General features: G+C 44.3%; 24 protein-coding genes. 17 read left to right on the top strand and 7 right to left on the bottom strand.

The window, feature by feature from the left end; all coding sequences use genetic code 11:
- Window positions 1–3: 3 nt before the first annotated feature.
- The 3 genes from IM797_RS23905 to IM797_RS23915 all read right to left on the bottom strand — a co-directional run bounded on the left by IM797_RS23905 (window position 4) and on the right by IM797_RS23915 (window position 7,756).
- The gene (locus IM797_RS23905) at window positions 4–3,366 is read right to left on the bottom strand and encodes a SusC/RagA family TonB-linked outer membrane protein (protein WP_194129735.1); all 3,363 of its coding nucleotides are present in this window, start codon (window positions 3,364–3,366) and stop codon (window positions 4–6) included.
- Between the two features lie 28 nt (window positions 3,367–3,394).
- Complete coding sequence (locus IM797_RS23910; RefSeq protein ID WP_194129736.1) at window positions 3,395–6,058, bottom strand: zinc-dependent metalloprotease; 2,664 nt, start codon at window positions 6,056–6,058, stop codon at window positions 3,395–3,397.
- A gap of 81 nt (window positions 6,059–6,139) precedes the next feature.
- The gene (locus IM797_RS23915) at window positions 6,140–7,756 is read right to left on the bottom strand and encodes a histidine kinase (RefSeq protein WP_194129737.1); all 1,617 of its coding nucleotides are present in this window, start codon (window positions 7,754–7,756) and stop codon (window positions 6,140–6,142) included.
- Between the two features lie 541 nt (window positions 7,757–8,297).
- Between IM797_RS23915 and IM797_RS23920 the strand changes: the two genes are divergently transcribed.
- Both IM797_RS23920 and IM797_RS23925 read left to right on the top strand, forming a co-directional pair.
- On the top strand, window positions 8,298–8,993 hold the full coding sequence (locus IM797_RS23920; RefSeq protein WP_194129738.1) for a DUF4377 domain-containing protein: 696 nt from the start codon (window positions 8,298–8,300) through the stop codon (window positions 8,991–8,993).
- A gap of 108 nt (window positions 8,994–9,101) precedes the next feature.
- Window positions 9,102–9,554 (top strand): nuclear transport factor 2 family protein, encoded by a 453-nt coding sequence (locus tag IM797_RS23925; protein ID WP_194129739.1) that lies wholly within the window; start codon window positions 9,102–9,104, stop codon window positions 9,552–9,554.
- A 42-nt stretch (window positions 9,555–9,596) separates the two neighbouring features.
- On the opposite strand, the gene IM797_RS23930 is transcribed toward IM797_RS23925, so the two are convergent.
- A complete protein-coding gene (locus IM797_RS23930; protein WP_194129740.1) occupies window positions 9,597–10,121 on the bottom strand; it encodes a hypothetical protein in 525 nt (174 codons plus the stop codon).
- 252 nt (window positions 10,122–10,373) lie between these two features.
- On the opposite strand from IM797_RS23930, the gene IM797_RS23935 reads away from it, so the two are divergent.
- From IM797_RS23935 to IM797_RS23950, 4 genes are all read left to right on the top strand, one after another.
- On the top strand, window positions 10,374–10,709 hold the full coding sequence (locus IM797_RS23935) for a hypothetical protein (RefSeq protein WP_194129741.1): 336 nt from the start codon (window positions 10,374–10,376) through the stop codon (window positions 10,707–10,709).
- A gap of 34 nt (window positions 10,710–10,743) precedes the next feature.
- On the top strand, window positions 10,744–11,565 hold the full coding sequence (locus IM797_RS23940; protein ID WP_194129742.1) for an alpha/beta hydrolase: 822 nt from the start codon (window positions 10,744–10,746) through the stop codon (window positions 11,563–11,565).
- A gap of 38 nt (window positions 11,566–11,603) precedes the next feature.
- The gene (gene nudK, locus IM797_RS23945) at window positions 11,604–12,179 is read left to right on the top strand and encodes a GDP-mannose pyrophosphatase NudK (RefSeq protein WP_194129743.1); all 576 of its coding nucleotides are present in this window, start codon (window positions 11,604–11,606) and stop codon (window positions 12,177–12,179) included.
- A gap of 87 nt (window positions 12,180–12,266) precedes the next feature.
- Window positions 12,267–13,244, top strand: a complete 978-nt coding sequence (locus IM797_RS23950) for a Gfo/Idh/MocA family protein (protein ID WP_194129744.1) — start codon at window positions 12,267–12,269, stop codon at window positions 13,242–13,244.
- 8 nt (window positions 13,245–13,252) lie between these two features.
- On the opposite strand, the gene IM797_RS23955 is transcribed toward IM797_RS23950, so the two are convergent.
- Window positions 13,253–13,846 carry a hypothetical protein gene (locus tag IM797_RS23955; protein WP_194129745.1) on the bottom strand — a complete coding sequence of 198 codons (594 nt, stop codon included), beginning with the start codon at window positions 13,844–13,846 and terminating at the stop codon, window positions 13,253–13,255.
- Window positions 13,847–14,010: 164 nt separating this feature from the next.
- Here IM797_RS23955 and IM797_RS23960 point away from each other — a divergent pair, with 164 nt between their 5' ends.
- The 11 genes from IM797_RS23960 to IM797_RS24010 all read left to right on the top strand — a co-directional run bounded on the left by IM797_RS23960 (window position 14,011) and on the right by IM797_RS24010 (window position 23,187).
- On the top strand, window positions 14,011–14,658 hold the full coding sequence (locus IM797_RS23960) for a FadR/GntR family transcriptional regulator (protein WP_194129746.1): 648 nt from the start codon (window positions 14,011–14,013) through the stop codon (window positions 14,656–14,658).
- Window positions 14,659–14,660: 2 nt separating this feature from the next.
- A complete protein-coding gene (locus IM797_RS23965) occupies window positions 14,661–15,494 on the top strand; it encodes a sulfite exporter TauE/SafE family protein (protein ID WP_194129747.1) in 834 nt (277 codons plus the stop codon).
- A gap of 6 nt (window positions 15,495–15,500) precedes the next feature.
- Window positions 15,501–15,902 carry a DUF1634 domain-containing protein gene (locus tag IM797_RS23970; RefSeq protein ID WP_194129748.1) on the top strand — a complete coding sequence of 134 codons (402 nt, stop codon included), beginning with the start codon at window positions 15,501–15,503 and terminating at the stop codon, window positions 15,900–15,902.
- Window positions 15,903–15,963: 61 nt separating this feature from the next.
- A complete protein-coding gene (locus tag IM797_RS23975; protein ID WP_194129749.1) occupies window positions 15,964–16,557 on the top strand; it encodes a hypothetical protein in 594 nt (197 codons plus the stop codon).
- A gap of 61 nt (window positions 16,558–16,618) precedes the next feature.
- Entirely contained in the window at window positions 16,619–17,116 is a 498-nt protein-coding gene (locus IM797_RS23980) for a phosphoheptose isomerase (RefSeq protein WP_194129750.1), read from the top strand.
- A gap of 35 nt (window positions 17,117–17,151) precedes the next feature.
- Window positions 17,152–17,880 (top strand): acyl-CoA desaturase, encoded by a 729-nt coding sequence (locus tag IM797_RS23985; RefSeq protein ID WP_194129751.1) that lies wholly within the window; start codon window positions 17,152–17,154, stop codon window positions 17,878–17,880.
- Between the two features lie 5 nt (window positions 17,881–17,885).
- Window positions 17,886–18,671, top strand: a complete 786-nt coding sequence (locus IM797_RS23990; RefSeq protein ID WP_194129752.1) for a DUF1295 domain-containing protein — start codon at window positions 17,886–17,888, stop codon at window positions 18,669–18,671.
- A 169-nt stretch (window positions 18,672–18,840) separates the two neighbouring features.
- Complete coding sequence (locus IM797_RS23995) at window positions 18,841–19,872, top strand: cyclopropane-fatty-acyl-phospholipid synthase family protein (RefSeq protein WP_194129753.1); 1,032 nt, start codon at window positions 18,841–18,843, stop codon at window positions 19,870–19,872.
- Window positions 19,872–21,116: an NAD(P)/FAD-dependent oxidoreductase gene (locus IM797_RS24000; RefSeq protein ID WP_194129754.1), complete on the top strand. Its 1,245-nt coding sequence runs from the start codon at window positions 19,872–19,874 to the stop codon at window positions 21,114–21,116. The genes IM797_RS23995 and IM797_RS24000 overlap by 1 nt, the downstream gene beginning before the upstream one ends.
- A gap of 24 nt (window positions 21,117–21,140) precedes the next feature.
- Window positions 21,141–21,935, top strand: a complete 795-nt coding sequence (locus tag IM797_RS24005; RefSeq protein ID WP_194129755.1) for a DUF1365 domain-containing protein — start codon at window positions 21,141–21,143, stop codon at window positions 21,933–21,935.
- Between the two features lie 13 nt (window positions 21,936–21,948).
- Entirely contained in the window at window positions 21,949–23,187 is a 1,239-nt protein-coding gene (locus IM797_RS24010; RefSeq protein ID WP_194129756.1) for a cyclopropane-fatty-acyl-phospholipid synthase family protein, read from the top strand.
- Between the two features lie 59 nt (window positions 23,188–23,246).
- On the opposite strand, the gene IM797_RS24015 is transcribed toward IM797_RS24010, so the two are convergent.
- Window positions 23,247–23,669 (bottom strand): SH3 domain-containing protein, encoded by a 423-nt coding sequence (locus IM797_RS24015; protein ID WP_194129757.1) that lies wholly within the window; start codon window positions 23,667–23,669, stop codon window positions 23,247–23,249.
- 7 nt (window positions 23,670–23,676) lie between these two features.
- Window positions 23,677–24,174, bottom strand: coding sequence for a BON domain-containing protein (locus tag IM797_RS24020; RefSeq protein WP_194129758.1), 498 nt, complete (start codon window positions 24,172–24,174; stop codon window positions 23,677–23,679).
- Window positions 24,175–24,326: the final 152 nt, after the last annotated feature.

The raw sequence follows: 24,326 nt of genomic DNA on the forward strand, positions 1-24,326 counted from the left end.
ACATTAAAAAGTTGCATTTAAACCAATAGATATGCTCTTGGTGATGGGCTGGGCATAAATATTTCCATAAGTCTCCGGATCGAAATAACCTTTGTAATCAGATCCGAATACGAACATGTTTCTGCCCTCAACGCTGATTCTCAAAGAATTTGCTTTCACTTTTCCGGCGATTTTAGCTGGAAGGCTATAGCCCATACGGATGCTGTTGATCCGCACATAGCTCATCTTTTTTGCCCAGATGTCCAGGTTGTTGTAAGAATAACCCGGGTCATTGCCATTTAGCCAGCTGTAAGCCATCCAACGGCTGCCATCACCTGTATCGCTCCCGATAATTGCAGGTAAAGTACTGCCGGTATTGCCAGGGCTCCATGCATTTAACACTTGTCTGTTGTAATTCTGGCCACGGTCTAACGAAGCCGGGTTGTACGGCGGCGTTGCCAAAACCCACTGACTTAAGTTAAAATTCGCAGCAACAGCCAGGTCAAAGTTGCCGTAACGGAAACGGTTTACCAAACCTCCTGTATATTTCGGATCGCGGTCTCCAACATAAGTAAACAAGTTCTGGTACTCTTTATCGGTCAGGTTACTTTGTGCCAGCTGCCCAGGGAAGAAATCTGCATAAGGATCATACAGTTTGTAGAAATCTTCCATGGAAACCACTTTGCCATTTTGAACAAACTGGGGAATGCCATTGGCATCTAACCCGGATGTTTTGATGACAAACAAAGGATTGATCGAATAACCTTCTTTGGAAGGCGTCAGTGATTTTAAGCTCACCTTTTCCCTGATCACTTTGCTCTTGTTGTGCGCAAAGTTAAAATCTGTCCACCACTGGAAGTTCTTAGTACTGATGTTCCGGGTAGAGATGGTCAGTTCAAATCCCCTGTTTCTAACTTGTGCCCAGTTTGCATTGGTAAAATCGAATCCGTTTTCTAAAGACAGTTCCTGAATGCCAATCAGATCTTTACTGGATCTGTTGTAGTATTCTGCCGTAACCTGTACCGCATTGTTGAAAATGCCCAGGTCTACCGCCGCATTAAACGTTGCTGTTTTTTCCCAGCGCAGTTTTTGATTTGGCGGGTTGCTTACATTGATGGATGATTCTGAGTTTCCAGGTAAAATGGTACTGTTGTCATATACACCCACCACATATGGAGACGTGTTTTTGTCAATGTTTCCCTGGATACCATATGATGATCTTACGCGCAGGTTAGAGATCCATTTAACATCTTTAATGAAGTTTTCTTCTTTAGCATTCCATGCACCGGAAATGGAGTAAATAGGTAAGTATTTGTATTTAGGGTCTACACCAAACAGGTCAGATCCATCGTAACGAACACTTCCGTAAAGTGTATATTTTCGATCATATGTATAAGAAAGGGTACCGTAAAAAGAAGCGTAGGCGTTTTCAAGAAAGGTTTTTTGATAAGTTCTGTACGGGCTGTTTGCACCGCTGGTGTAATTGGAATTTGGGAATATAATCTCCTGACTGGTTAAGGTACGGTCATTATAACCAAAACCCCTGGTCATAATGCCCTGGTTCCTGGTTCTGCGGAACTCAGCACCTGCCAAAGCTTCAATCTCATGCTTCTCGTTAATCACTTTGTTAAACTCAAAGATGTTTTTCCAGTTGTACTGGAAGAAAGAAGTATTTTGATTTTGGATCATGCCGCCTTGTGGCAGGAAGTATTCGTATTTTTTAGTTGTTGAGTTGTAAAAACGCGTACCTTCACGGAACTTCCTTACGTAATAGGTATCCGGACTGCCGTATTTTTCTGAACCGTTTTCTTCAAACTGCAAACCAATTTCTGAACGGAAATTCAGTTCTTTAATGATTTTATAGTTGACATCAAAGATGCCTTTAAAGCTTTTGGCGCTCAGGTTGTACCTGGTGTTTTCACGTTCTTCAATAATGTTGAAAGGCACAAAAACATCGCCGTTTAAAGTAGATGATCCCTGGATATCCGGGTCATAAATGTACGCGCCGTTCGCATCTTTGATGCCCAGGTATGGGTTTACATTTCTCACATATCTGGATGGACTGGTGAAGGCGCTGGTTTCTGTCAGGTAGTTTTTCTGATTGGTTACAGATCCGAATAAGGCTGCGCCGAATTTTAGTTTCGGAGAAACGGTGAAATCGGTTTTTAAGGTGGTATTGTACCTTCTTAATCCGGTACCAATGGTAGATCCTTTTTCGTCATAAAAACCTCCGGAGAAATAGTAATTGGCTTGTTCTGTTCCGCCAGACAATCCCAGTGTGTACTGCTGGTTTACCGGCGACTGGTACAGTTCTTTACCCCAATCGGTATTCGTGTTTTTTAAGGCATTGATCTGGTCTTGTGTGCTGGTTTTAAGGCCTGAAAAGCCTTTGCTGCGGTAAGTTGCCAGTTCGCCTGTCTGGTTCAATATTCTGGAAACTGCACCCAGGTTATCCCGGTAGGTCAGATCTGATCTGGAAGCCAGCCCAAGTTCAAAGTCTACTTTTTCTGCTGCATTCATCAGGTTCAGCTTGCTGAAATCCGGACGTTCTCCAATAAAGGTATTGGCGCTGAAGTTGATGGCTGTAGGCCCTTTTTTACCTTTTTTGGTGGTAATCACAATCACACCGTTTGCTGCTCTGGCTCCATAAATGGCAGTGGCTGCAGCATCTTTTAAAATCGTGATGTCTTCAATATCATCGGGGTTTAAACCGGCTATGGGTAAATTGCGAAGCTGATCGATATTGTCCTTGTCCATGATGTTCTTTGGCAGGTCGGTGCCTTCTAATGGCAAACCGTCCAAAACCCACAATGGATCTTGTGAACCATTTAAAGATACGGTACCCCGGATGCGGATTTTAGGTGCGGCGGAAGGACCACCGTTTAAACTGGTTACAGATACACCCGCAACTTGTCCCTGTAACATCTGGTCGATACCCGAAACCCCGGTCTGGCGGATCTTATCATATTCCAGCTTGGCTACTGATGTGGTATTTTTGCGTTTGGCAATGTCGGTATAACCGTTAACAATCACTTCTGTCAGCACGTTATTGTCGCTAACCAGGGAAACGCTAACCTTGGTTTTATTTTTAATGTTCACCATGGCTGTGGCATAGCCTAAATAACTTACTTTTAAATAAGTTGTTCCCGCCGGAACTTTCAGGGTAAAGTGTCCATCGGCATCGGTAACGGCTCCGATTACGGAGTTCTGAATAACGCCGGGGGTAGACTGCTCGCCGATGGCGGGCTTGTCGACAAAAACGGAAGCCCCCGGTATCGGCTTTCCATCTTCTTCAGCCAGTACCGTCCCGGTTACTGTGCTTTGTTCCTGACTATAGCCTTGAAGACCAGATACGAGCAGGAATAGAAATATTAGAAATTTCTTCATTTGTACAAAATTATTGATAGTTTATGGTTTAATTGATTTTTAAGCTTTGTTTGATCCTCAAAATGAGATCTGTATGATGATTCTGTGTCTCCTGGTCGCCCTTTCGCTTGTTGGTTTCCAGTAGGTTAAGGATTTTAAGGAGCTCGCCACGTTTGGCAGCAGCCACATCAGATGTGCGCGTCATGCCATTCACATAGATGTTTCTGAGTTCATTCGACTGAAGCGCCTGCTCTTGCTGTTTAAAAGCGCGTGGCGTAAGGTCACACAGTTCCGGAAGATTGCTCTTTAAAGTCTTTTCAGGCAATAATGCTTTCTTATTGATTTTCTCCATCAACTTATCGGTGCTCACCAGCAGCACATCTACATAGTTCTGCTCGGTCATGCGCTCGTCCAGCGACAGCGATTTTCCTTTCTTTGTGTATTGGAAGGCCGATGCGCTGATTTCCTGAAGCAATTGGGATACTGTGTATACTTTGTCTTTGCCATAAATGGACTCCATTTCAAATAACCGCAGCAAACGCTCATCACTAACAAGGCTGTACATTAAGCTATACTGTTGCTCGCGTTTCAGGTTATATGGGCCGTACTCAAAGGGGCCAAGTGGGGTGTCTTTAATCGCAAAGGTGCTGGATAACAATGCCGGATTGAACAACCATTGCGGCAGGTCAAACAATTCCTTTTTCAGGTAAGTCATGGCTTCTTCCTGCGTAGCTTTCGGAACCGGGGTATAAGCTTTTTTGCCATCGCCGGCTACCGGGTTTTCCAGATAGTAGCCACCTACGTTAGCCATCACATGCTCGGCATAGGTATTCCATTGCCAGATGGCCGCCATGTATAACTTTCCGGCCTGCAGGTAGGAATCACCAGGTTCGGCCGACCAGCTCAGGATCTGTGGAATCAAACGTTGCAAGTTCTTCAATCCGTAAGTGCTGGCTTTCATGGCATTGTCGCCGATGTCTTCCGATTGTGCCCGTGGATCAACCACGTTCAGCGCACTTTGCTGTTCTCCATAGTGGTACAGCGGATCGTTCTGGTGTTTCGCGATCCAGGTTTTTTGTGTTTCCAGGTCCTTGCGCGGATCTTCGGTGTCTAACCAGCGGTAGCCCCAGGCAATGGCATATTTATCGTATACGCCAATTTGAGGGGTGATGTTGGTTACCTGATCTTCTGGTTGTGCAACGTAATTGAAACGGGCATAATCCATAATGGAAGGTGCTGTTCCGCCCATGCGGGAAGTATAAGCCGGCGAACGCAGGGAATCAACAGGGTAGGCCACTGAGGCACCCATATTGTGTTTTAAACCCAGGGTATGCCCGATTTCATGTGAAGACACGAAACGGATGGCATGGCCCATTTGCGCTGCGCTGAAATTGTTCTTTCTGGCGCCTGTATCAATAACCCCGGTTTGTACGCGCATCCAGTACTGCAGAGAGGTCATCACATTGTGCCACCAGATCACATCTGATTCCAGGATTTCTCCTGAACGTGGATCGACAACAGCAGGGCCCATGGCATTTGATTTTGGTGAAGCTGCATACGTCACCACAGAGTAACGGACATCATCGCCATCAAAATCAGCCGTATCGGTAACCAGTTTGGCTTGTATCGCGTTTTTGAAACCTGCGGCTTCAAATGCTTTTTGCCAGTCGTGTATCCCGTCGATGATGTATGGTCTCCATTGTTTTGGTGTCGATGGATCGATGTAAAATACGATCGGCTTAACGGGTTCTACCAGTTCTCCTTTCAGGTACCTTGCCCGGTCTTCCGGTTTAGGTTCCAGTTTCCATTTGGTGATCAGTTCCCGGGTTTCCAGTTTTTGCTGTACATCTGAAAAATACCATCTTGGGGTGGTAAAATAGCCAACCCTGTCATCCGCAAAACGTGGCTTCATCGGTTTTTCAGGGAGCAGCAACAAATTGGTAGTCACCACCACGCTGATTGGAATGGTCGTCTGGCCTTCGGTTACGGAGGTGCTCAGCAAGGAACGCACCACCAGGTTTTGAGGGAAGCTTTTGATGTGTTCAATGGCAGAAAGGGCAGTTTTTGCGCTGGTACCCAGTCCGATACCGTTAAATACATCGTTGAAACTTTTCTCTGTGCCGTCAAATACCTTGTTTACTTTAATCAGCACTGCAGAAGAGTCGGGGGAATAAGCCTCGATTTTAAAGGTTTCAATGACCGAGCCTACGAAATTGTCTTTTACAGACTGCGTAATGGCATCGCCAGCAGGTGATTCCACTTGTGGTACAATGGTTTTTACCCAGACTGTTTTGGCCAGTTTGTTGGGATAAAAGCGGATTACTTTGTTCTCGTAATTCATGCCTTTGTTTACACCCGCTTCATTGATGGCCATGGGCACGGAGGAGATTTTGTTGACCAGCAAAAAATCTTTCTCCATCAGCTTCAACGGAATTTCAAAATAGTAATCCGTTTCTACCTGGTGCACTTTGAAAATGCCATTGGTAGTTTTTGCTTTCTTTAAAAGGGTTTTGTAATCCTTTAAAGTGTTTTTCCTGGTGGTATCCTGATCTGCTTTCTTTTTCAGCGAATCCGTATTTTTTTTGTTAACGCTTATTTTTGGCAGCGTTTTCTGAGGCGTTTTAGGAAGTTGTTTTTTAGGTGTTTGCGCATTTATACCAATCGCGGAGATAAGAATAAATAAAGCTACAAGCGAAGTCTTATTTAAAATCATAAATCTAAAATGCCGCTATATTTATGGATTAAGAAGCGACAGAGAGTGGACTGCCATGATCAGGCAGATGAATCCGCAGTTTTAAGGAGTGAAGTGAATGAGGGGTAGGTAGCATTTATAGGTATTGCCCTCCACGCCATAGCGTATTTTCTCTGCACCAAGGTAGGCATAGGTGCTTTGCAGGTAATTCAAACCTTGCCTGCCCGAACCCTTCACATCATTGCGCAGCTGGAGGTTATTGGTCACCACAATCGTATCGCCCGCACTTTCTATTTTGATGTGTAAAGGCTTGGTTTTGGAAATCATATTGTGCTTCACCGCATTTTCAATCAGGGTCTGCAAACTCATAAATGGAATCTTCTCCTGCAGCTGTGCCTCAGAAATCTGGATTTCCAGCGGTTGCAAGGCGTCCCCAAACCTGATTTTCATTAAAAAGAAATACTCTTTTACAAATGTAAGCTCCTCGGCAACAGTGGCCAGTCCGTTCGGGTACGATTCCAGCACATAACGGTAAACCCTGGATAATTTCACAACAAAGGATTTGGCCAGGTCTGGATTTTGGGCAATCAGCGCGTTCAAAGAACTTAAGGAATTGAACAGAAAATGCGGGTTCACCTTCTCTTTTAGCGTATTCAACTGCAATAAAGCATTTTCTTTTTGCTGACGTTCGGCAACGATACTCAGCGCCTGCTTCTCGATGGAAACCTCCTGACGCTTCATTTCGGCCTGCTGCCTCAGCATAAATTCCTTTTGCCATTTGGTCTGGGCCCAGGCAATTAACAGCAAAATGAGTACGGCCGCACTGACAAACAGCATGGTGACATATCTTTCAATGATCTTGGTGTCTTCATCTATAACGAATACCGGCGTATCTACAACCATGGTCCATTTCATGGATGCGATGTGCAAAGGGGTGTAATACCGTACAACGGGCACTTGCAGGTAAGCCGAATTGACCATTTCATAACTGCTGACACTGTCGGCCAGAAAGGTTCTTTTCGAAGAGATCGCCGTATCTGCCTGTACCCTGGTGCCGATCAGTTCTTCATTGGGATTGCTGATGTAACGTCCCTGCTCGTCTATAACGAGTGCGGTAGCCCGGCCGACCGAATCCACACCCCAGAAATAACGCTGCAGCTTCTGCAGGTTGATGTCCAGGCCAAAGATTAAAACAGAAGAGTCTGCCAATCGGTGCCTGGAAGCAACCAGCCAGTGCAGGGAATCTTTTACAGCAACAATTCCGGCAGTTCTTGTCAGGCTGTCTTTTGAACGGAGTTGTTTGGAAATCCAGGTTTTCTGAAAATCCTGAATGGGTTGATGCTGATATAGCGCCCCATTTTTCTGAACGGATTGGTACACCGTATCTCCCCGGCTTACCATCGCATACCAGCCACTGTTGATTTTAGCATGACTCAACAGGAGCACTTCCATCGTAGATTTCATATCCTTAAAATCATTGCCGGAATTCACTGTAGTCATAATGGTTTCGGCAGCATTTAAGCCCTGGATCAATCCGTTGAATTCGTTCCGTATAATGGTTGATTTTAACTGAAAGGTTTTGGTTGCCAGTTCAACACTGATTTGCGCTGTTCTTTTACTGAGCTTCCCCGACATGAATAGCCCGATCCCAGTGAAACACAGGAATATAAAAATTCCCATGATGATGAAATACTTGGAACTGTAAAGGGGGCTTTTCATCCGACAAAGATGAAAAAATAACCGTTCTCTTCAAAGACTGGAACCTTTTGCGCTGAAGAAGCGCAAAAATTCCTAGGTCTTTTCTGAGAAGGTGATTTTTAAGAGAAAGGAAAAAATAACCGTTCTCTTCAAAGACTGGAACCTTTTGCGCTGAAGAAGCACAAAAATTCCTAGGTCTTTTCTGAGAAGGTGATTTTTAAGGGAAAGGAAAAAATAACGGTTCTCTTCAAAGACTGGAACCTTTTGCGCTGAAGAAGCACAAAAATTCATAGGTCTTTTCTGAGAAGGTGATTTTTAAGGGAATAGCATGTCGGGCGTGTCGGTGGCAAAATTGGGTTCTTCGAAGAGTCCTGGTGTCCTATTTCGTCCTTCTTCCGAATGGTTTGAATATTTGGTAGCAAAATTGGGTTCTTCGAAGAGGCCTAGCGTTCTTTCGGACCTTTTTCTGGGCCGAATTAATGCAGCCTCAGAGAAGAATCCCTATTTTGCCCTTTATGGAATACAAACTTTTTCCGCATCATCATGTTGTAAAAACACAAAAATGAAAAGTATCATGATGAAAAATATCGCTTCAAAATTGATTTTAACGCTTGGGTTAATTGTTGGAATCTCAATGGTCAGCAAAGCTGATTTAATCAGGCTGGTGGTTAAAGAAGATCTGGCCAGTTGTACTGGCATGGCCCCTATGACCTGTATGCAGGTGAAATATAAGAACAGCAAAGACTGGGAGATGTTTTATACTGAAATCTCTGGTTTTAAATATCAGCCGGGTTACCGTTACGTCCTGCTGGTCGATAGAACCAAACGTAAAAACGTTCCTGCAGATGCCTCAGCTTATGTGTATAAATTGAAAAAAGTAGTCAAAAAAGTGAAAATGAAAACCAATACTACAGTCTGGGATTATGTACTGAAGCACAAATGGAAACTGATCCAGATGGATGGCGTAACACAGGAAAATTCGCCGGTGTACATGGTGTTTGACGCTGTGAAGAAAAGTGTGCATGGTAAATCCGGATGTAATGGCTTTTTCGGAGGCTTTGAAAGAACCGAAGGCAAATTGAGTTTCAAACAAATGGCCGGAACAATGATGGCTTGCAGTGATGAACGGAATAAATTGGAACATCAGTTTCTGACTACGATTGGCGATAAGGCTTTCCGTTATGATGTGGCAGACCAGACCTTGAACCTATATGCAGGCGACAAGCTGGTGCTGATGTTTGGCGCTGCGGATTTGTAGTTATCGCTAAGTAAATTTTAAAATACTTCAGGCTGTACTGACATAAGGTTGTCAGTGCAGCCTTTTTTATTTGTATCCAAATTCACCATTCACCTTAAACTTGTCATCATGACCGCAAACCAGACCGCCAGAACCCGTAAATTAGTTCAAAGTTTTTATCAGGCATTAGCCACCCGCAACCTGGATGTGCTGGTGTCCCTGTTCTCGGAAACGGTAGACTGGGACATTCCCGGGAATGAAGATCTGGCTCCATGGTTGGGAAAGCGGAGGGGTAGGGTGGAAATCAGGGCCTTTTTTGAACTCTTGTGGTCTAGCATAGACCCCATTCAGGCACACATTGACCACATTTTAGTGGAGGATGAATTTGCCATTGCCACCGGGATGTTTAGCTCCAGAATGTTGAGGACAGGATCTGTGTATAACTCCATGTTTTCTGCACATTTTACGGTGCTCGATGGGCAAATTGTCCGGTATCGCTTACAGGAAGATAGTTATGGCCTGGTCGAAGCGCTTAGCTTGCCCAGGCCAGAAGTTGGCATTCCGATCTTTTGCCTGGGTTAAAAACCCGGTTGATCCTGGAAGGTATCAGGGCAATTGACATCGTCAATTACCCTGATAAGCATAAGTCATGCGTTTTGCAGCATTTTTCTTTTCTTCAATGCGTTTCAGGTGATCTTGAATCAAAGTATGATCAGTCTGACTTGATGTGGCTAAGGCTGCAGCGCTGTAATGTGCTTTAGCCTTGTCAAATTGATGCTGTTCTTCCTGATATACGCCCAGGCTTTCGTAGATGTTGGCTTTACAAACACCAGGAATGCTGAGCGCTTTTTCGGCCGCAGTTTCAATGCTTTTGTCCAGTTTCAGCAAAATCAGCAGTCGCAGGTAATGCTCGTAAACGTCCGGAAATTCGGCTTCGAGTTCAATACACTTCTTATAGTAATAACCTGCGGTTTGATAATTTTTAAATTGGTAATGATAAAAACAACCAAGTTGGTAATAAGCGCGGGCATAACCAGGCGCTATCTCAATGATTTCATTGAAATAGTGTAATGCCTTAGGTAGTTCACCGTAATGTAACTCCTCGATTGCCTGTAAATATTTTTCTTCTACAGTATATAAAATGTCCATTAGGATCTATGTTGTTTCGCTAAGGGTTCAATACTCCTTAACAAATGGGTGATGTAAAATGATTAAATGATGTTGTCTGTGTAAGACGTTGTCTAGCTAAAAGTGCTTGGCTTGGAACCAGGAAAATTGCCCATATCCAGCCGCATTAACCAATAAGACGGGCTAATGTGTGATTTTTGGATATGTTTAATCAGTTGCATGACAATAATATTTCCGCAAATATAAGGATAAAGTTTTTACCTTCACCATCTTATGATATTTTATGTAAAAAAGGCAGCCTATCCTGCAACAGAAAAATGGACTGAAGGTATGCTTATTGACCTGGTTGCAGAAAATGGCAATCATATTTGTTTGTCTGCCGCCATGACTGATGCAGCGTTCCGTATCGAATGGCCCCAGCAATCCAGGTACCTGACTTGCCTGAAAAAAGACCTGAGTTATTTTGAACTTCCCGAACAATTGGTCTTAAAAGTAAGGAGCAGCACTGGGAACAATGGCATGAATGCCGAGCCGATTGTGCTGGAACTCCCGGCCGATTTTGATGTGGCACAATTGATTAAGGCCTTAAAGGTGCTTACCCTTCATTAACAGATTATGGTTATCTTGTTTAAAAAATATAGCCATGTCTAGATATCTGTATATATTGATATTATTGGTTTTGCCCTGGTTTACCAGGGCGCAGGTTAAACCGACCCGCTCCCCAAATGTGCAGGTGATCGATACTGCCTTTAAAATGCCCCAATTAAATAAGCAGCGCAGGATCTGGATTTATTTGCCGCAGGGCTATGCAGCATCAGCTAAAAAATATCCTGTGCTTTACATGCATGACGGGCAAAATGTATTTGATGCAAAGACTTCCGCTTATGGGGAGTGGAATGTAGACGAGATTTTAGACAGTTTGTATCAGACCAATATTCAACAGGCCATTGTGGTTGGCATTGACCACGGCGGGGAAGATCGGCTGAAAGAGTACAATCCGTACGACAGTAAGTATGGTAAAGGAGCGGGGAAAGCCTATGTAGCGTTCCTGGTGGAAACCTTAAAACCTTACATTGATGCGCATTACAGAACTTTAAGGGATGCGAAACATACCAGCATTGCGGGCAGTTCAATGGGTGGATTGATTTCTATGTACGCCCTGGCCAGGTATCCTAAGGTATTTGGCAATGCAGGGGTGTTTTCTGCAGCCTTCTGGATTGCACCTGAGGTGTATAAAGAGGTTGCTGCCTTGTTGCCAAAAGGGACAAAAGCAAAGGTCTATTTTGTGACGGGAGGAATGGAAGGCGGGAGCATGTCAACAGACATGGAGCAGATGTACCAGCTTTTAAATCCCAAAGGAAAGCTGAAGAACATCCGGATGCTGGAACCTGCCGATGGTAAACACAGTGAATGGTTTTGGCACCGGGAATTTCCGGAATTTTATAAATTCATTTTCCAGCCGTAATTTAATGCTAAATTGCCCCGCTCATACGTTACTGTAATATGATTGATCAACTGAAGATTTTAGAGACAGAAGTACTGTCTGACAACTGGTATACCCTACGGAAAGTTACTTATGAATATTTCAAGGCTGGCAAGCGGGAAGTGCAGAGCCGTGAAGCCTATGACAGGGGAAACGGTGCGGTAATTTTATTGTATCATAAAGTAAAGAAAACCGTAATTCTGACCCGTCAGTTCCGATTGCCCACGTATTTGAATGGAAACCCATCCGGCATGCTGATCGAGGCTTGCGCAGGCTTGCTGGACAAAGATAATCCTGAAGACTGCATCCGGAGGGAAACAGAAGAGGAAACCGGTTACCGCATCACTGAGGTGAAAAAAGTTTTTGAGGCTTACATGTCGCCGGGTTCAGTCACCGAAATTCTGTATTTCTTTATTGCAGAATATAGTGCCTCCATGAAAGTAAACGAGGGTGGAGGTGTTGAACATGAACAGGAAAACATTGAAGTCTTGGAGCTTGATTTTACCCGGGCGATGGAAATGGTTGCCAACGGTGAAATCAAAGATGCCAAAACCATAATGCTAATCCAGTATCTAAGGTTAAATCAGATTCTTTAGCTGCTGGGGTAGTTTAGCCCGTATTGCTAATGGCATCCGCATTTGTTAATTTAGCAAATCCAATACAGGAAAACAGGATCAAAAGATATGCAGGAAATTAAATGGGGCATTTTAGGATGCGGAGATGTAACAGAGGTAAAAAGCGGACCCGCATTTAATAAGGTAGCCAATTCTTCACTGGTTGCGGTGATGCGCAGAGATGCCGCAAAAGCTGCCGATTATGCAGCCAGGCATGGCGTGCCGAAATGGTATAGCGATGCAGCGGAATTGATCAATGATCCTGAAGTCAATGCCATCTATATTGCCACACCACCGCTGCAGCATGAAGCCTATACCATCATGGCCCTGGCGGTTGGTAAGCCTGTTTATGTGGAAAAACCCATGGCGTTGAATGCTGCGGCCGCACAGCGGATGAAGGAAGCTGCGGAACAATATCTGACCAAATTGAGTGTAGCGCATTACAGGCGCGCCCAGCCCATGTTTTTGAAAGTCAAACAGCTGATTGATGCACAGGTTATTGGCGACATTCGTTTTGCCCAGTTGAAGATGTTGCAACCCGCAGATTCCAATATCATCGCCAATTCGGCAACCAATTGGCGTTTAGATCCTGCCATATCCGGTGGTGGCCTGTTTCACGATCTGGCTCCGCACCAGCTGGATTTGATGGTCTATTTTTTTGGCGATCCTCAGTCCGCTTCCGGATTAGGCGCCAGTCAGGGGCAGGTTGCCCAGGTAGACGACCTGGTGATCGGGCATATTTTATTCAAAAATGGGGTGGTTTTTAATGGAACCTGGTGTTTCACGGTCGCAAAGGCTGATCAGGCCGACCGCTGTGAGATTTATGGCAGTCAGGGTAAAATCAGCTTCCCGATATTCGGAAACAAAGTTACCCTGAGTAAGGACGGGGATGAAGAGGAGTTTATCTTTGATCCGATCCCGCACGTAGAGCAACCCATGATTGAAAAGGTAACGCAGTATTTCTTAGGCCGGGCAGAAAATCCATGTACAGCAGATGAGGCCATTTTGTCAATGCGCTTAATGGACAGCTTTACCGCCAAAGCCTGATTGCCGGATCAATCATCCAGCAAGGTCACACAGTCTGCTCCTTTTTCTTTCAAACGCGTGCTCAGCGTACTAAATAGTCCGGGTTCTTTAATGCTTTTATACAGATTGGTAATGGTCTGAAGTGTGCGTTCGTCTGCATCGCAGGCCTGCGATTTTTCCAGGTATGGAAGTAAAGCCAGGATCTGCTTTTTGTAGGCCTTAAAGCTTTCTGCATGCAAAGTGGCATTTTTTGCTTTTGCTGCTGCAGTAACTTTATTGGCCAGAACATTAGATTTTTCGAGTAATAAAAAGCCCAGTGCACGTTGTGCTACATAATATCCGGGTACCATTTTGATTACCTTTTCATAATGTGGAATGGCCAGATCGGGCTGCTTTTGTTCTTCATAAATGCGGGCCATGTGGTAATTGACATTGGCAACCTGCTTTTCGTTGAGCTCTGCGGAACGGGCCAGTAAAGCCTGGGTTTTTTCTTTTGCAGCTTTTTGATCCGGTGAATTCCGAACCGTGGTATAATCCAGGTATAAATCTTCAATTTTACCGGACTGAGAAAAAGCAGTTTGAAAGCTTGCTGTTAAAAGCAATGCGAGGATAATTCTGTGCATAGAGTCGTTAATTTTTACAAAGCCAAATGTAGGCATATTTATAAATTTTGTAATCTAAATCTAAAATTTATTGCGAAAGGTATGATGTTTGTTTTAAACATCATACGTTTGTCTCCTGTAATGGCTGATGATTTAATCAGTTTATGCAAAAAAAATAAGCAACAATGAGCGGAAAACTGTCTGACCGGGTAACGGAACAAATTAAAAAAGACATTGCTTCGGGAGTTTACCTGGAGGGACAAAAGATCCCTGCTGAACCTGAGCTGATGAAGCAATATGCGGTAGGGAGGTCGACCATACGGGAGGCCATCAAATCACTCGCCATCTCTGGCGTATTAAAGGTGCAGCAGGGCTCTGGTACTTTTGTAGCCACTGCGGATACCACTGAGAGCATTGATCAAAAGCTCATCAGGGCGGATTTTGAAGAGGTGAACAGCGTGCGCCGCTTGCTGGAAAATGAACTGGTCAGATTGGCTGCCATTCACCACAACGAAAGTCAGCTTGCCGAGGTATCCAGGCACCTCGATGCCAGAAAACTGGCCATCCATAGCGCTGCACAGCAGGACTGCATCGATGCAGATATTGCCTTTCACTCCGCCATTGCCCAGGCCGCTGCAAATTCGGCACTGGCAGAACTTTACATCAGCTTCACCTCAATCATCCGTAAGTTCTTTTCAGAAAGGGAGCAATCCGGCATCCAGCATTTTGCCATGAGCCACCACCTGCATGAACAATTGTTCAGGGCGATAAAAAGCAGGAAGCCGAAACAGGCACAGCAGGTACTTCAACAGATTCTCGACAATAATTATTAACCATGAGCATACTCATATTTACTTTAATTTTACTGGCCGGCGCCTATTTAGCCGGTTTATTGGGTTCTTTAACCGGCCTCGGCGGCGGAGTTGTCGTAATTCCCTTGTTGACCCTGGTTTTTCACGTCGACATCAGGTATGCGATCGGGGCGGCACTGCTCGCGTCCATCGCGACTTCCTCCGGGGCAGCCAGCGCCTATGTCAAGGAAGGGATTACCAATATCCGCCTGGGCATGTTCCTGGAAATTGCGACGACCATCGGTGCTGTAATTGGTGCTTTAATTGCAGTATATACCCCAACCAATACCATTGCCATCCTCTTTGGCCTGATCCTGATTTTTTCAGCAGCAATGACCTTAAGAAAAAAAAATACGGAAGCTTTAACGGAAGGCAGCAGGCTGGCAGCTTTGCTGAAACTCAACAATAACTATCCTGTCAATGGCGCATTGGTCGAGTACAAACTGACCAACGTCATCGGCGGCTTTTCGATGATGACGGTAGCGGGTGTCGTGTCCGGTCTGCTGGGAATTGGTTCTGGTGCGCTGAAGGTATTGGCTATGGATACGACCATGAAAATCCCCTTCAAAGTGAGTACCACCACCAGTAATTTCATGATCGGTGTAACCGCTGCGGCCAGTGCCGTGGTGTATCTACAAAGGGGATATATGGATCCCGGCATTGCATTTCCGGTGATCCTGGGCGTTTTGGCCGGTGCTTTTACAGGCTCGAAACTGTTAACGCGCATCAATCCCAAAGTACTCCGCATCATCTTTTGTGTCGCCATTACCTTTGTGGCCATCGAAATGATTTACAACGGTTATCACCATAAATTTTAAGAAAAGATGAAAAAGATATTGTCAAAAAGCTTTTGGGCAGATAAAGATGTAGAACAGCTGGTGGGCCGGATCCTGATCATCGGGGTGGTTACAGCCAGTATTGTGGTGCTCATTGGTGGGGTTTTATACCTCAACCAGCATGGTCAGCTGGCCGTTCCGGATTACCGGGTATTTAAGGGTGAAGGCGCCGGTTACACCACTTTTAACGGAATTTTTAAAGGCGCATTCCAGTTCAGTACCACTGAAATTATCCAGCTGGGGGTGCTGATACTCATCGCAACGCCGATATTGAGAATCATCTGCTCTTTATTTGCTTTTGTACTGGAACGCGATAAATTGTATATTTTCATCACACTGATTGTGCTCTGTATCATCATGTTCAGTATTTTCGGTGGGATCAAAGGCTAAGTACATTTTGTAATGTCCACAGATGTATTTACCTTCAAATTGTTAATGAAGGAGGAGTATTTTGGAAGATGAGATAAAAGGACTGGTACCACATGTACTCAGTTTTATTATTAGTGAGTACTGTAAGTATGGCTTCTTACTGGCCTATGAGCGCGATTTGTCTGATTTAAAGGGCCTGATCCCCGCAGATTCTATTGCCGCTGAGGATTTTGAATTGTTAGATGCGGTAGATGATCCGGTCGTGCAATGGTTATTGAATTCGATAGACAAGGTCATTGATTGTTCCAAAACCTATCTGATGATCAATAACCTGGATGAACTGGAAGTGATGGAAAATGAAACTTACAATGAGCTGGCCTCTTCTAACTTTTTTGTCTACATCATCGATTGGGAAAACAAAAGCTACCGCGATATGCTGACGAACTTGAATGCGGTATATTTTTCAATCGCCAATCTGCTATACCATACCGCTTCACAGCTCCGTACCAGGGAACTGGAATTGCCGGATGAGTTTTATGACAACAATGAATTCCTGGAAGTATACACCCACATCTTAAACCGGGAATTACCGGCTGATGATAAGAATGTCAGTCTGATTTATGAGCTCATTGCCGATTTAAACCAGGATCTTTTGGCAATAGACCGATTGTCATAAATGCTTATCGATTTAATTCAGATTAATTATATTTGAAAAATTAATCAAGACCAAAAAATAAATGTCAGATCAAAAAAAAGAAATTTTCGACGGCGTTGCACAACGCTTAAAAATTGAAGGATTTAATGTTGTAAACAGGGATGAAACCAGACCATGGGGCGGTTTCTTTGTAATTGATGAGGCTCAGGCACAGCAATTCGCCAATATCTATTTTGAGAAGTTAAATGTGGATGATTTGAAGATCTCAGGTAAACTGAGTCCGAAAATTTTAATAGTAGCACCGGATACCCGCTTATCATGGCAGTACCACCACCGTCGCGCAGAAATCTGGAGAGTAGTGAATGGTACGGTAGGTGTAATCACCAGCGATACCGACGAACAAGGTGAAGTACAAAAACTTTCTGCCGGTCAGACCATCAAATTGAAACAAGGTGAAAGACACCGTCTGATTGGTTTAGACGACTGGGGTATTGTTTCTGAAATCTGGCAACATACCGATCCGGAAAATCCTTCAAACGAAGATGATATCGTTAGGGTACAGGATGATTTTGGAAGATAAGAACTAAATACCTATAAAATTCGTTATTACCTTATATGGTTATTTTACTTTTCTTTCTTTTACATTGGTTTCTTTCCCTTTTTTCACAAACTTTCTTTTTACACCGTTATGCATCGCATAAGATGTTTAAAATGAATACTTTCTGGGAGAAATTCTTTTATATCATTACTTTTCTTTCGCAGGGCTCCTCGTTTTTAAACCCGAGGGCCTATGCAATTTTACACCGGATGCACCATGCATTCAGTGATACGGAAAAAGACCCGCATTCCCCACACTTTGTTAAAGATGTATGGGGCATGATGATCCAGACGAAAAATATTTATCTGAACTACTCCAAATACAATGTAGAGCCGGAGGAGCAGTTCAGGGACAATTATCCGTCCTGGCCGATCATCGATAAAATCGGTGATTCCTGGATTACCCGGATCATTTTCATCAGTTTTTATGTTTGGTTCTATGTCACTTTCGCTACGGCATGGTGGATGTTTTTATTGTTGCCGATTCACTTTTTAATGGGGCCGATTCACGGAGCCATTGTGAACTGGTGTGGTCATAAATATGGCTATTCCAACCACGACAACAATGACCACAGTAAAAATTCATTGCCATTGGATTTTTTAATGCTGGGCGAACTGTTTCAAAACAACCACCATAAAAAGCCGAATAATCCGAACTTTGCTTCAAAGTGGTTTGAGTTTGATCCAACCTATCCATTGATGAAAGTGATGCATTGGATGCGCATCATCACCATTAGAAAAACCTAAAGCCTATGAACCCGCTATCTCTTGTACTCATTAGTTTAGCGGCATGCTGCATCGTCATGACCCTGGTTTGGCTTTGGGCAACGCGCATTAAAAATGCAGGGGTAGTAGATGTTTTCTGGGCTTTCAATTTTCCATTAATTGCCTGTTTGCTGTACTTCCTGGCCGATGGCTGGGAAGTACGGAAAACTTTAATCTGTTCCATGGTGGTCATAGCCGGACTCCGGTTGGGCCTCCACCTCTATGCCCGTGTCATTGGGCACCTGCAGGAAGAAGAAGGACGTTATAAACAATTGCGCCTGGAATGGGCAGGTCATGAAAACCGGAATTTCTTCTGGTTCTTTCAGTTTCAGGCCATCTCCAATGTGGTGCTCGCCATTCCATTTTTCCTGATCGCACTGCATAAAAACCCGGTTTTGCAACTGGTCGAACAGATTGGAATCGGCCTTTGGCTGATTGCTGTAATCGGTGAAGGGCTGGCCGACTGGCAACTGTCTGCCTTTAAAAAAGATCCCCGCAATAAGGGGAAGGTCTGCGATGCCGGCCTCTGGAATTATTCGAGACACCCCAACTATTTTTTTCAGTCGCTGATGTGGTTCGCCTATTTTCTTTTTGCCCTTACGGCGCCCTGGGGCTTGCTGGCCATCATCAGTCCCCTGATCATTTGTTACCTGCTTTTCAAAGTAACGGGGATCCCTGCCACAGAAGAACAGGCGCTGCGTTCCAAAGGCGATTTGTACCGCAAATATCAGCAAACCACCAGCGTATTCGTTCCCTGGTTTAAAAAAGCTTAAGTTTTCGAAAATTATCCTACTGATAATTAGGTTGAAGCCCTCTTTTTAGGACTTTGCAGCATCTGTATGTTTAAAAATAACGTATGCTATTGTAAATGGATTCCGGGCTTTTTGGAATAATATTGATACCTTAATATAACATTAGACAATAACCTAATTGATACGCTGCATGTGGTACGACAGTTTAATAGAAAAAGATAAATTACCCGACACGCTTTTGCGCATGGGCATTCAAAGATTATTAAAACAACGCCTGGCTGATGAGCAAAGCGACGATGCCGAACTGCAGCAATTGAAGTTTAATGAACTGATCCTGGAGCTGAAAAATTCAGAGATAGCCATACACACCGCAGATGCCAATCAGCAACATTATGAAGTGCCAACGGAATTTTACCGCTATTGTTTGGGTAAACACCTAAAATATTCAAGTGCCTACTGGAATCCCGGCGTAACGGCCCTGGATACCGCAGAAGCAGACATGCTGGCTTTGACTTGTGAGCGGGCGGAGTTGGCCGATGGGCAGGAAGTGCTGGAGCTGGGCTGCGGCTGGGGTTCTCTTTCGCTGTACATGTCGTCCAGGTATCCTTCAAGCCAATTTACGGTCGTATCCAATTCCGCTACACAAAAGACTTATATCGATGAAGCTGCACGGACACGCGGCATCAGCAACCTCAGGGTCATTACCGCAGATATCAATACTTTTGAAATTGCACAAAAGTTTGACCGGGTGGTCTCCGTTGAAATGTTTGAGCACATGCGCAACTACAAATTGCTGTTGAAAAAGATCTCGGGCTTTCTAAAGGATGAAGGTAAATTGTTTGTCCATATTTTTACCCACCAGACCCTCGCATACAAGTTCGAAGTAAAAGATGAAAGCGATTGGATGAGCAAGTACTTTTTTACCGGTGGGATCATGCCCTCCAATCATTTGCTGTTTTACTTCAATGATGATCTGAGCGTCAGCAAACACTGGGTGGTCAATGGCAGGCATTATGCGAAAACCGCCGAAGCCTGGCTGCAAAATATGGATGCACACAGGAAAGAGATCATGCCCATTTTTGAGCAAACGTATGGTGCCGGTCAGGCGGTGAAATGGTGGGTATACTGGCGCTTGTTTTACATGGCCTGTGCCGAGCTGTTTGGCTATCGCAATGGCAATGAATGGATGGTTTGTCATTATTTGTTTAAAAAGAACGCCTGATGGAAAAAATGGCCATTATAGGTACCGGTATTGCCGGGATGGGCTGCGGCCATCTGTTGAAGGACAAATATGAGCTTACTTTTTACGAATCTGCGGACTATATTGGCGGTCATACCAATACGGTGGTGATCGAAGAGCAGGGAAAACCGGTTTACATAGACACGGGTTTTATGGTTTTCAATTACCAGACCTATCCCCATTTGTGCCAGTTGTTTGAAGAATTGAAAGCTCCGGTTAAAAAGACGGACATGTCTTTCAGTGTGCAATACCTTTCCAGTAAGCTGGAATACAGCGGATCAAGTTTAAACCATCTTTTTGCCCAGCGCAGGAATATCCTCAATCCTTCTTTTTTAAAAATGCTGTTGCAAATCAACCGCTTCAATAAGCAAAGTGTAGAGATCTTGGATGATCCGGCCTATGCCGATTACTCCATCGGCCGTTTCATCAAAACCTTTGGCTACAGCGAAGACATGTTGTGGAAATACCTGATTCCCATGAGTGCTGCGGTATGGTCGGCCCCAATGGAGCAGATCCTCGATTTTCCGGCAGTGTCCTTAATCCGGTTTTTTAAAAATCATGGTTTTTTAGGGTTAAACAGCCAGCATCAGTGGTATACCCTGCACCAGGGGAGCCAGGCTTACCGCCTATTGTTGATCAAACCTTTTAAGGACCGGATTAAACTGAATACGCCAGTCCATTCCGTATTGAGGCAGGATGACGGCCGCGTACAGGTCCGTACAGCCGATGGTACTGTAGCGATGTTTGATAAGGTGATTATGGCTTGCCACGCCGACCAGGCTTACCGGATTGTCGATCGGCAGACAAAAGATGAAGAAAGACTGTTGTCTAAATTTAAATATCAGCCCAACAAAGCCGTGTTACACACCGATGAAAGTTTAATGCCGAAAAAGAAACTGGCCTGGAGCAGTTGGAACTACCGCGTGGAAAAAGATGGCGATCGGTTGGTGCCCAGCACCATCTATTGGATGAACAGGTTACAGCAGGTATCTGATCAGCAGAATTATTTTGTGTCGATTAATCCCTCTCAGGCCCTGGATCCGGCAAAGGTGATTAAAGAGATTGCCTATGAGCATCCGCTTTTTGATGTCGCGGCCATGCAGGCCCAGGCCGAATTGCCGCTGTTAAATGTAAATGGCCCGGTATATTATTGCGGTAGTTACTTTAAATATGGTTTTCATGAAGATGCTTACGCCAGTGCAGTGGCGCTGTGCAAAAATTTATAAATCAATATAGCTAAATATCAGACCTTGAATTCTTGCTTGTACATATGTCATGTGATGCACCACCGGCTTGCTCCAAAAAAGCATGGTTTCTGGTATAAGGTGTATCTGTTCTATGTGGATTTGGATGAAATGGATTTACTGAGCCGCAAGTTTCGCTGGCTGGGGCACAATCGCTTCAATTTGTTTAATTTCAGGGACCGCGATCACCTCCAGCTGCCCAAAGATCAGCCTGATCAGCAAAAAACTGTGCGGGAGCATTTAACCACCTACCTGGCTGAAAAAGACATTGTGCTTGGCAATGGCAGGGTCATGCTGCTGACCAACCTGGCGGTACTGGGTTATAACTTTAACCCGGTGTCTTTTTATTTCTGTTATGATGAAAACCAGGAACCGCTTTGTGCAGTAGCAGAGATCAGCAATACTTTCAGGGAAATGAAAATGTTTTTTATTGGAAAGCAGGACCTGCATGGTGATCGTTTCAGGCAGCGCGCCCAAAAATATTTTTACGTGTCCCCCTTCACGGATCTGGATACGTTTTTTGATTTTAACCTGCAGATTCCAACCGAAAATCTGGACATAAAAATTGACGACTATGACCAGGAAGGAAAACGCTTTTTCATCAGCACACTAAAAGGACAACGAAAAGGATTGACTAATGGCAATCTGCTCCGCTGTTTTTTCTCCATTCCGTTGATTCCATTGCGGGTGATGATATTAATTCACTGGCAGGCTTTTTTATTATGGAAGAAAAACTTATCTTTTCATAAAAAAGCTTCAAACCGAAATCTTCAGAAAGACGTATATAAACCATATCAATAAATACTAGAGTATCATGTCATCGCTTTCCATAGTTAAAAGTAGAACCGGATTTTATGAGCATGCTGTTTTAAACGCGCTGGCCAGGATGACTTGCGGCAGTTTGAGCCTGACCTTGCCCAGTGGCGAGCGGATTCAGATTGGAACTGAAGGCGCAAAAAATGAAGCGCATATCGAGATTAAGGACCCGATGTTTTTTAAAAGACTGGTTTTGTACGGGGATATTGGTTTCGGAGAAGCTTACGTAGATGGCATGTGGGAAACGGACAACATCACCAATGTGATCAAATGGGTCTTGCTGAACATCGAAAATGCGCCCTCTGTTTCCGGAAGTAAAGCAAAAGGTTTGGCTTTAAACCTGTTCAAGTGGTTAAACCGCTTGTATCATAATGGCAGGGCCAACAGCATCTCCGGTTCCCAAAAGAATATTGCGGAGCATTATGACCTCAACAATGATTTCTTTGCGACTTTCCTGGATCCCAGCATGACGTATTCCAGCGGTTATTTTTATCGTGACGACCTATCCTTGCTGGAATCTCAATATGCTAAATATGAAAGGTTGTGCCGGCAGCTTAAACTTCAATCGACAGACCATGTGCTGGAGATTGGTAGCGGCTGGGGAGGGAATGCAATATATATGGCTAAAAACTACGGTTGCCGGGTGACTTCTGTAACCATTTCCGTAGCACAACAAAAGCTTGCAGTAGCCAGGGTAGAAGCAGCAGGTTTGTCGGCACTGGTCGATATTGTGATCTGTGATTACCGTGACCTGCAAGGTAAATACGATAAAATTGTCTCCATCGAAATGCTGGAAGCAGTAGGGCATAACTATTATGAAACCTATTTTGCCAAGTGTGATGAACTGTTGAAGCAGGATGGGATTTTAGCTTTTCAGGTAATAACAAGTCCGGATTCCAGGTATGATCATTTGAGAAAAGGGGTCGACTGGATTCAGAAACACATTTTTCCAGGCTCCTTATTGCCCTCCGTTGCCAAAATTAATGACGCGGTTAACAAAACGGGCGATCTGACCCTGGTAGATCTTAAAGATATGGGGCTGGATTATGCCAGGACCCTGAAATTGTGGTTCGAGCAGTTCAATGTCAATCTCAATGCGGTAAAAGCACTCGGATTCGACGAACGCTTCATCCGTAAATGGCAATATTATTTAAATTATTGTGAAGCGGCATTTGCGATGCGAAACATCAATGTGATGCAAATGGTCTATGTCCGGCCGAATAATACCGCGCGGTAAGGAGGATATTTAAGCTCGTCCTGCTGAAATGAATTCAGCAGGACGAGCGAAACAAATTTTTACCCAATTGGCGTCAGGTACTGCGTATACGCATAGCCCTGTTCGCCATCGGCCGTTTTGACCACCCACCATTGGTCGTTTTCTTTAGACACCAGGGTAACCACCTCATGTCTGGCAGCTTTCCCGACAATCTCGTCGTTGGTACTCGGGCCTTTGCGGATATTCAGGTTTGAACTGTTGGTGGTCACTTTCAGTTGAGCACCTTCAACAACACCAGCAACACTGTTGATATTCATGACCAGGTCTCCGGATGCATAATTTGGATCCAGGCGTTCATAAGTATCCCAAAGTTGTTGTTTAACCGTTCCGTTGGTCGTTCCGTCAATGTACAAAACGCCATCTTGTTCCCGCACGCTCAGGTTGCCGACGCCTGCAGTATTTGCTGCATCTATCAGTTCCTTATATTTCTCTTGTAAAGCCATTTTGTTCTTATTTAACAGTTAAACCAGCAGTTTCCACTTTTTTAGGTTTTAAAGCCTGTAGGGTCATCATTAATTTCTGCAGATTGGCTTTCTGGATTTCTCCTTTCAAGCTGATTACACCGTCTGCAACTGTTCCCGTTACGGTAGGATAATCCTTGGTTGCATCCTTCACTGCAGCAGCCAATGGGTCATCCATGCTTACGCTCACCGGCGTAGCTGGGGTAATGGTCAGGTTGTTGATGACTGATTTTACGCCTGCAACTGCTGCAGCTGTTTTTTCCAGACTATCTTTACTGCCCTGATCTGGGACCTGCCCTGTCAGCGTAGCAATGCCCTGGTCAACAGATACCGTTACGTTGGTTGCAGTGGGACTGGATTGAATGGCGGTTTCAACCCCGGCCTTTACGTCCGAATCTTTTGGTGTACTTTTACAGCCCGTAAAAGCCGCAGTCATAACGGCAGCAGCCATTATCAAAGCCATCATTTTGTTTTTTGTGTTTTTCATAGATTTTGTTGTTTAACTTATATAAGCCATATACAAGATATTAAAATTAAATAACAAAAGAAACGGAATTTAGTTGCTGGGACTGCCTGAAAATTTGAATTAAACTGGCCGGTTATTTGCAATGCATGAATCCATAAAGAATCACATTTACT

This window comes from Pedobacter sp. MC2016-24, assembly GCF_015223055.1.
In the GTDB taxonomy this organism is placed as follows: Bacteria; Bacteroidota; Bacteroidia; order Sphingobacteriales; family Sphingobacteriaceae; genus Pedobacter.

What these genes read in the sequence shown, in the direction of transcription:
- IM797_RS24015 (WP_194129757.1), bottom strand. Translation starts at nt 23,669, where the DNA reads ATGGCTTTACAAGAGAAATATAAGGAACTGATAGATGCAGCAAATACT.
- IM797_RS23935 (WP_194129741.1), top strand. Translation starts at nt 10,374, where the DNA reads ATGATATTTTATGTAAAAAAGGCAGCCTATCCTGCAACAGAAAAATGG.
- IM797_RS23915 (WP_194129737.1), bottom strand. Translation starts at nt 7,756, where the DNA reads ATGAAAAGCCCCCTTTACAGTTCCAAGTATTTCATCATCATGGGAATT.
- IM797_RS24010 (WP_194129756.1), top strand. Translation starts at nt 21,949, where the DNA reads ATGTCATCGCTTTCCATAGTTAAAAGTAGAACCGGATTTTATGAGCAT.
- IM797_RS23990 (WP_194129752.1), top strand. Translation starts at nt 17,886, where the DNA reads ATGAACCCGCTATCTCTTGTACTCATTAGTTTAGCGGCATGCTGCATC.
- IM797_RS23965 (WP_194129747.1), top strand. Translation starts at nt 14,661, where the DNA reads ATGAGCATACTCATATTTACTTTAATTTTACTGGCCGGCGCCTATTTA.
- IM797_RS23910 (WP_194129736.1), bottom strand. Translation starts at nt 6,058, where the DNA reads ATGATTTTAAATAAGACTTCGCTTGTAGCTTTATTTATTCTTATCTCC.
- IM797_RS23920 (WP_194129738.1), top strand. Translation starts at nt 8,298, where the DNA reads ATGAAAAGTATCATGATGAAAAATATCGCTTCAAAATTGATTTTAACG.
- IM797_RS23905 (WP_194129735.1), bottom strand. Translation starts at nt 3,366, where the DNA reads ATGAAGAAATTTCTAATATTTCTATTCCTGCTCGTATCTGGTCTTCAA.
- IM797_RS24020 (WP_194129758.1), bottom strand. Translation starts at nt 24,174, where the DNA reads ATGAAAAACACAAAAAACAAAATGATGGCTTTGATAATGGCTGCTGCC.
- IM797_RS23955 (WP_194129745.1), bottom strand. Translation starts at nt 13,846, where the DNA reads ATGCACAGAATTATCCTCGCATTGCTTTTAACAGCAAGCTTTCAAACT.
- IM797_RS23940 (WP_194129742.1), top strand. Translation starts at nt 10,744, where the DNA reads ATGTCTAGATATCTGTATATATTGATATTATTGGTTTTGCCCTGGTTT.
- IM797_RS23960 (WP_194129746.1), top strand. Translation starts at nt 14,011, where the DNA reads ATGAGCGGAAAACTGTCTGACCGGGTAACGGAACAAATTAAAAAAGAC.
- nudK (WP_194129743.1), top strand. Translation starts at nt 11,604, where the DNA reads ATGATTGATCAACTGAAGATTTTAGAGACAGAAGTACTGTCTGACAAC.
- IM797_RS23995 (WP_194129753.1), top strand. Translation starts at nt 18,841, where the DNA reads ATGTGGTACGACAGTTTAATAGAAAAAGATAAATTACCCGACACGCTT.
- IM797_RS23970 (WP_194129748.1), top strand. Translation starts at nt 15,501, where the DNA reads ATGAAAAAGATATTGTCAAAAAGCTTTTGGGCAGATAAAGATGTAGAA.
- IM797_RS23950 (WP_194129744.1), top strand. Translation starts at nt 12,267, where the DNA reads ATGCAGGAAATTAAATGGGGCATTTTAGGATGCGGAGATGTAACAGAG.
- IM797_RS23930 (WP_194129740.1), bottom strand. Translation starts at nt 10,121, where the DNA reads ATGGACATTTTATATACTGTAGAAGAAAAATATTTACAGGCAATCGAG.
- IM797_RS23925 (WP_194129739.1), top strand. Translation starts at nt 9,102, where the DNA reads ATGACCGCAAACCAGACCGCCAGAACCCGTAAATTAGTTCAAAGTTTT.
- IM797_RS23985 (WP_194129751.1), top strand. Translation starts at nt 17,152, where the DNA reads ATGGTTATTTTACTTTTCTTTCTTTTACATTGGTTTCTTTCCCTTTTT.
- IM797_RS24000 (WP_194129754.1), top strand. Translation starts at nt 19,872, where the DNA reads ATGGAAAAAATGGCCATTATAGGTACCGGTATTGCCGGGATGGGCTGC.
- IM797_RS23980 (WP_194129750.1), top strand. Translation starts at nt 16,619, where the DNA reads ATGTCAGATCAAAAAAAAGAAATTTTCGACGGCGTTGCACAACGCTTA.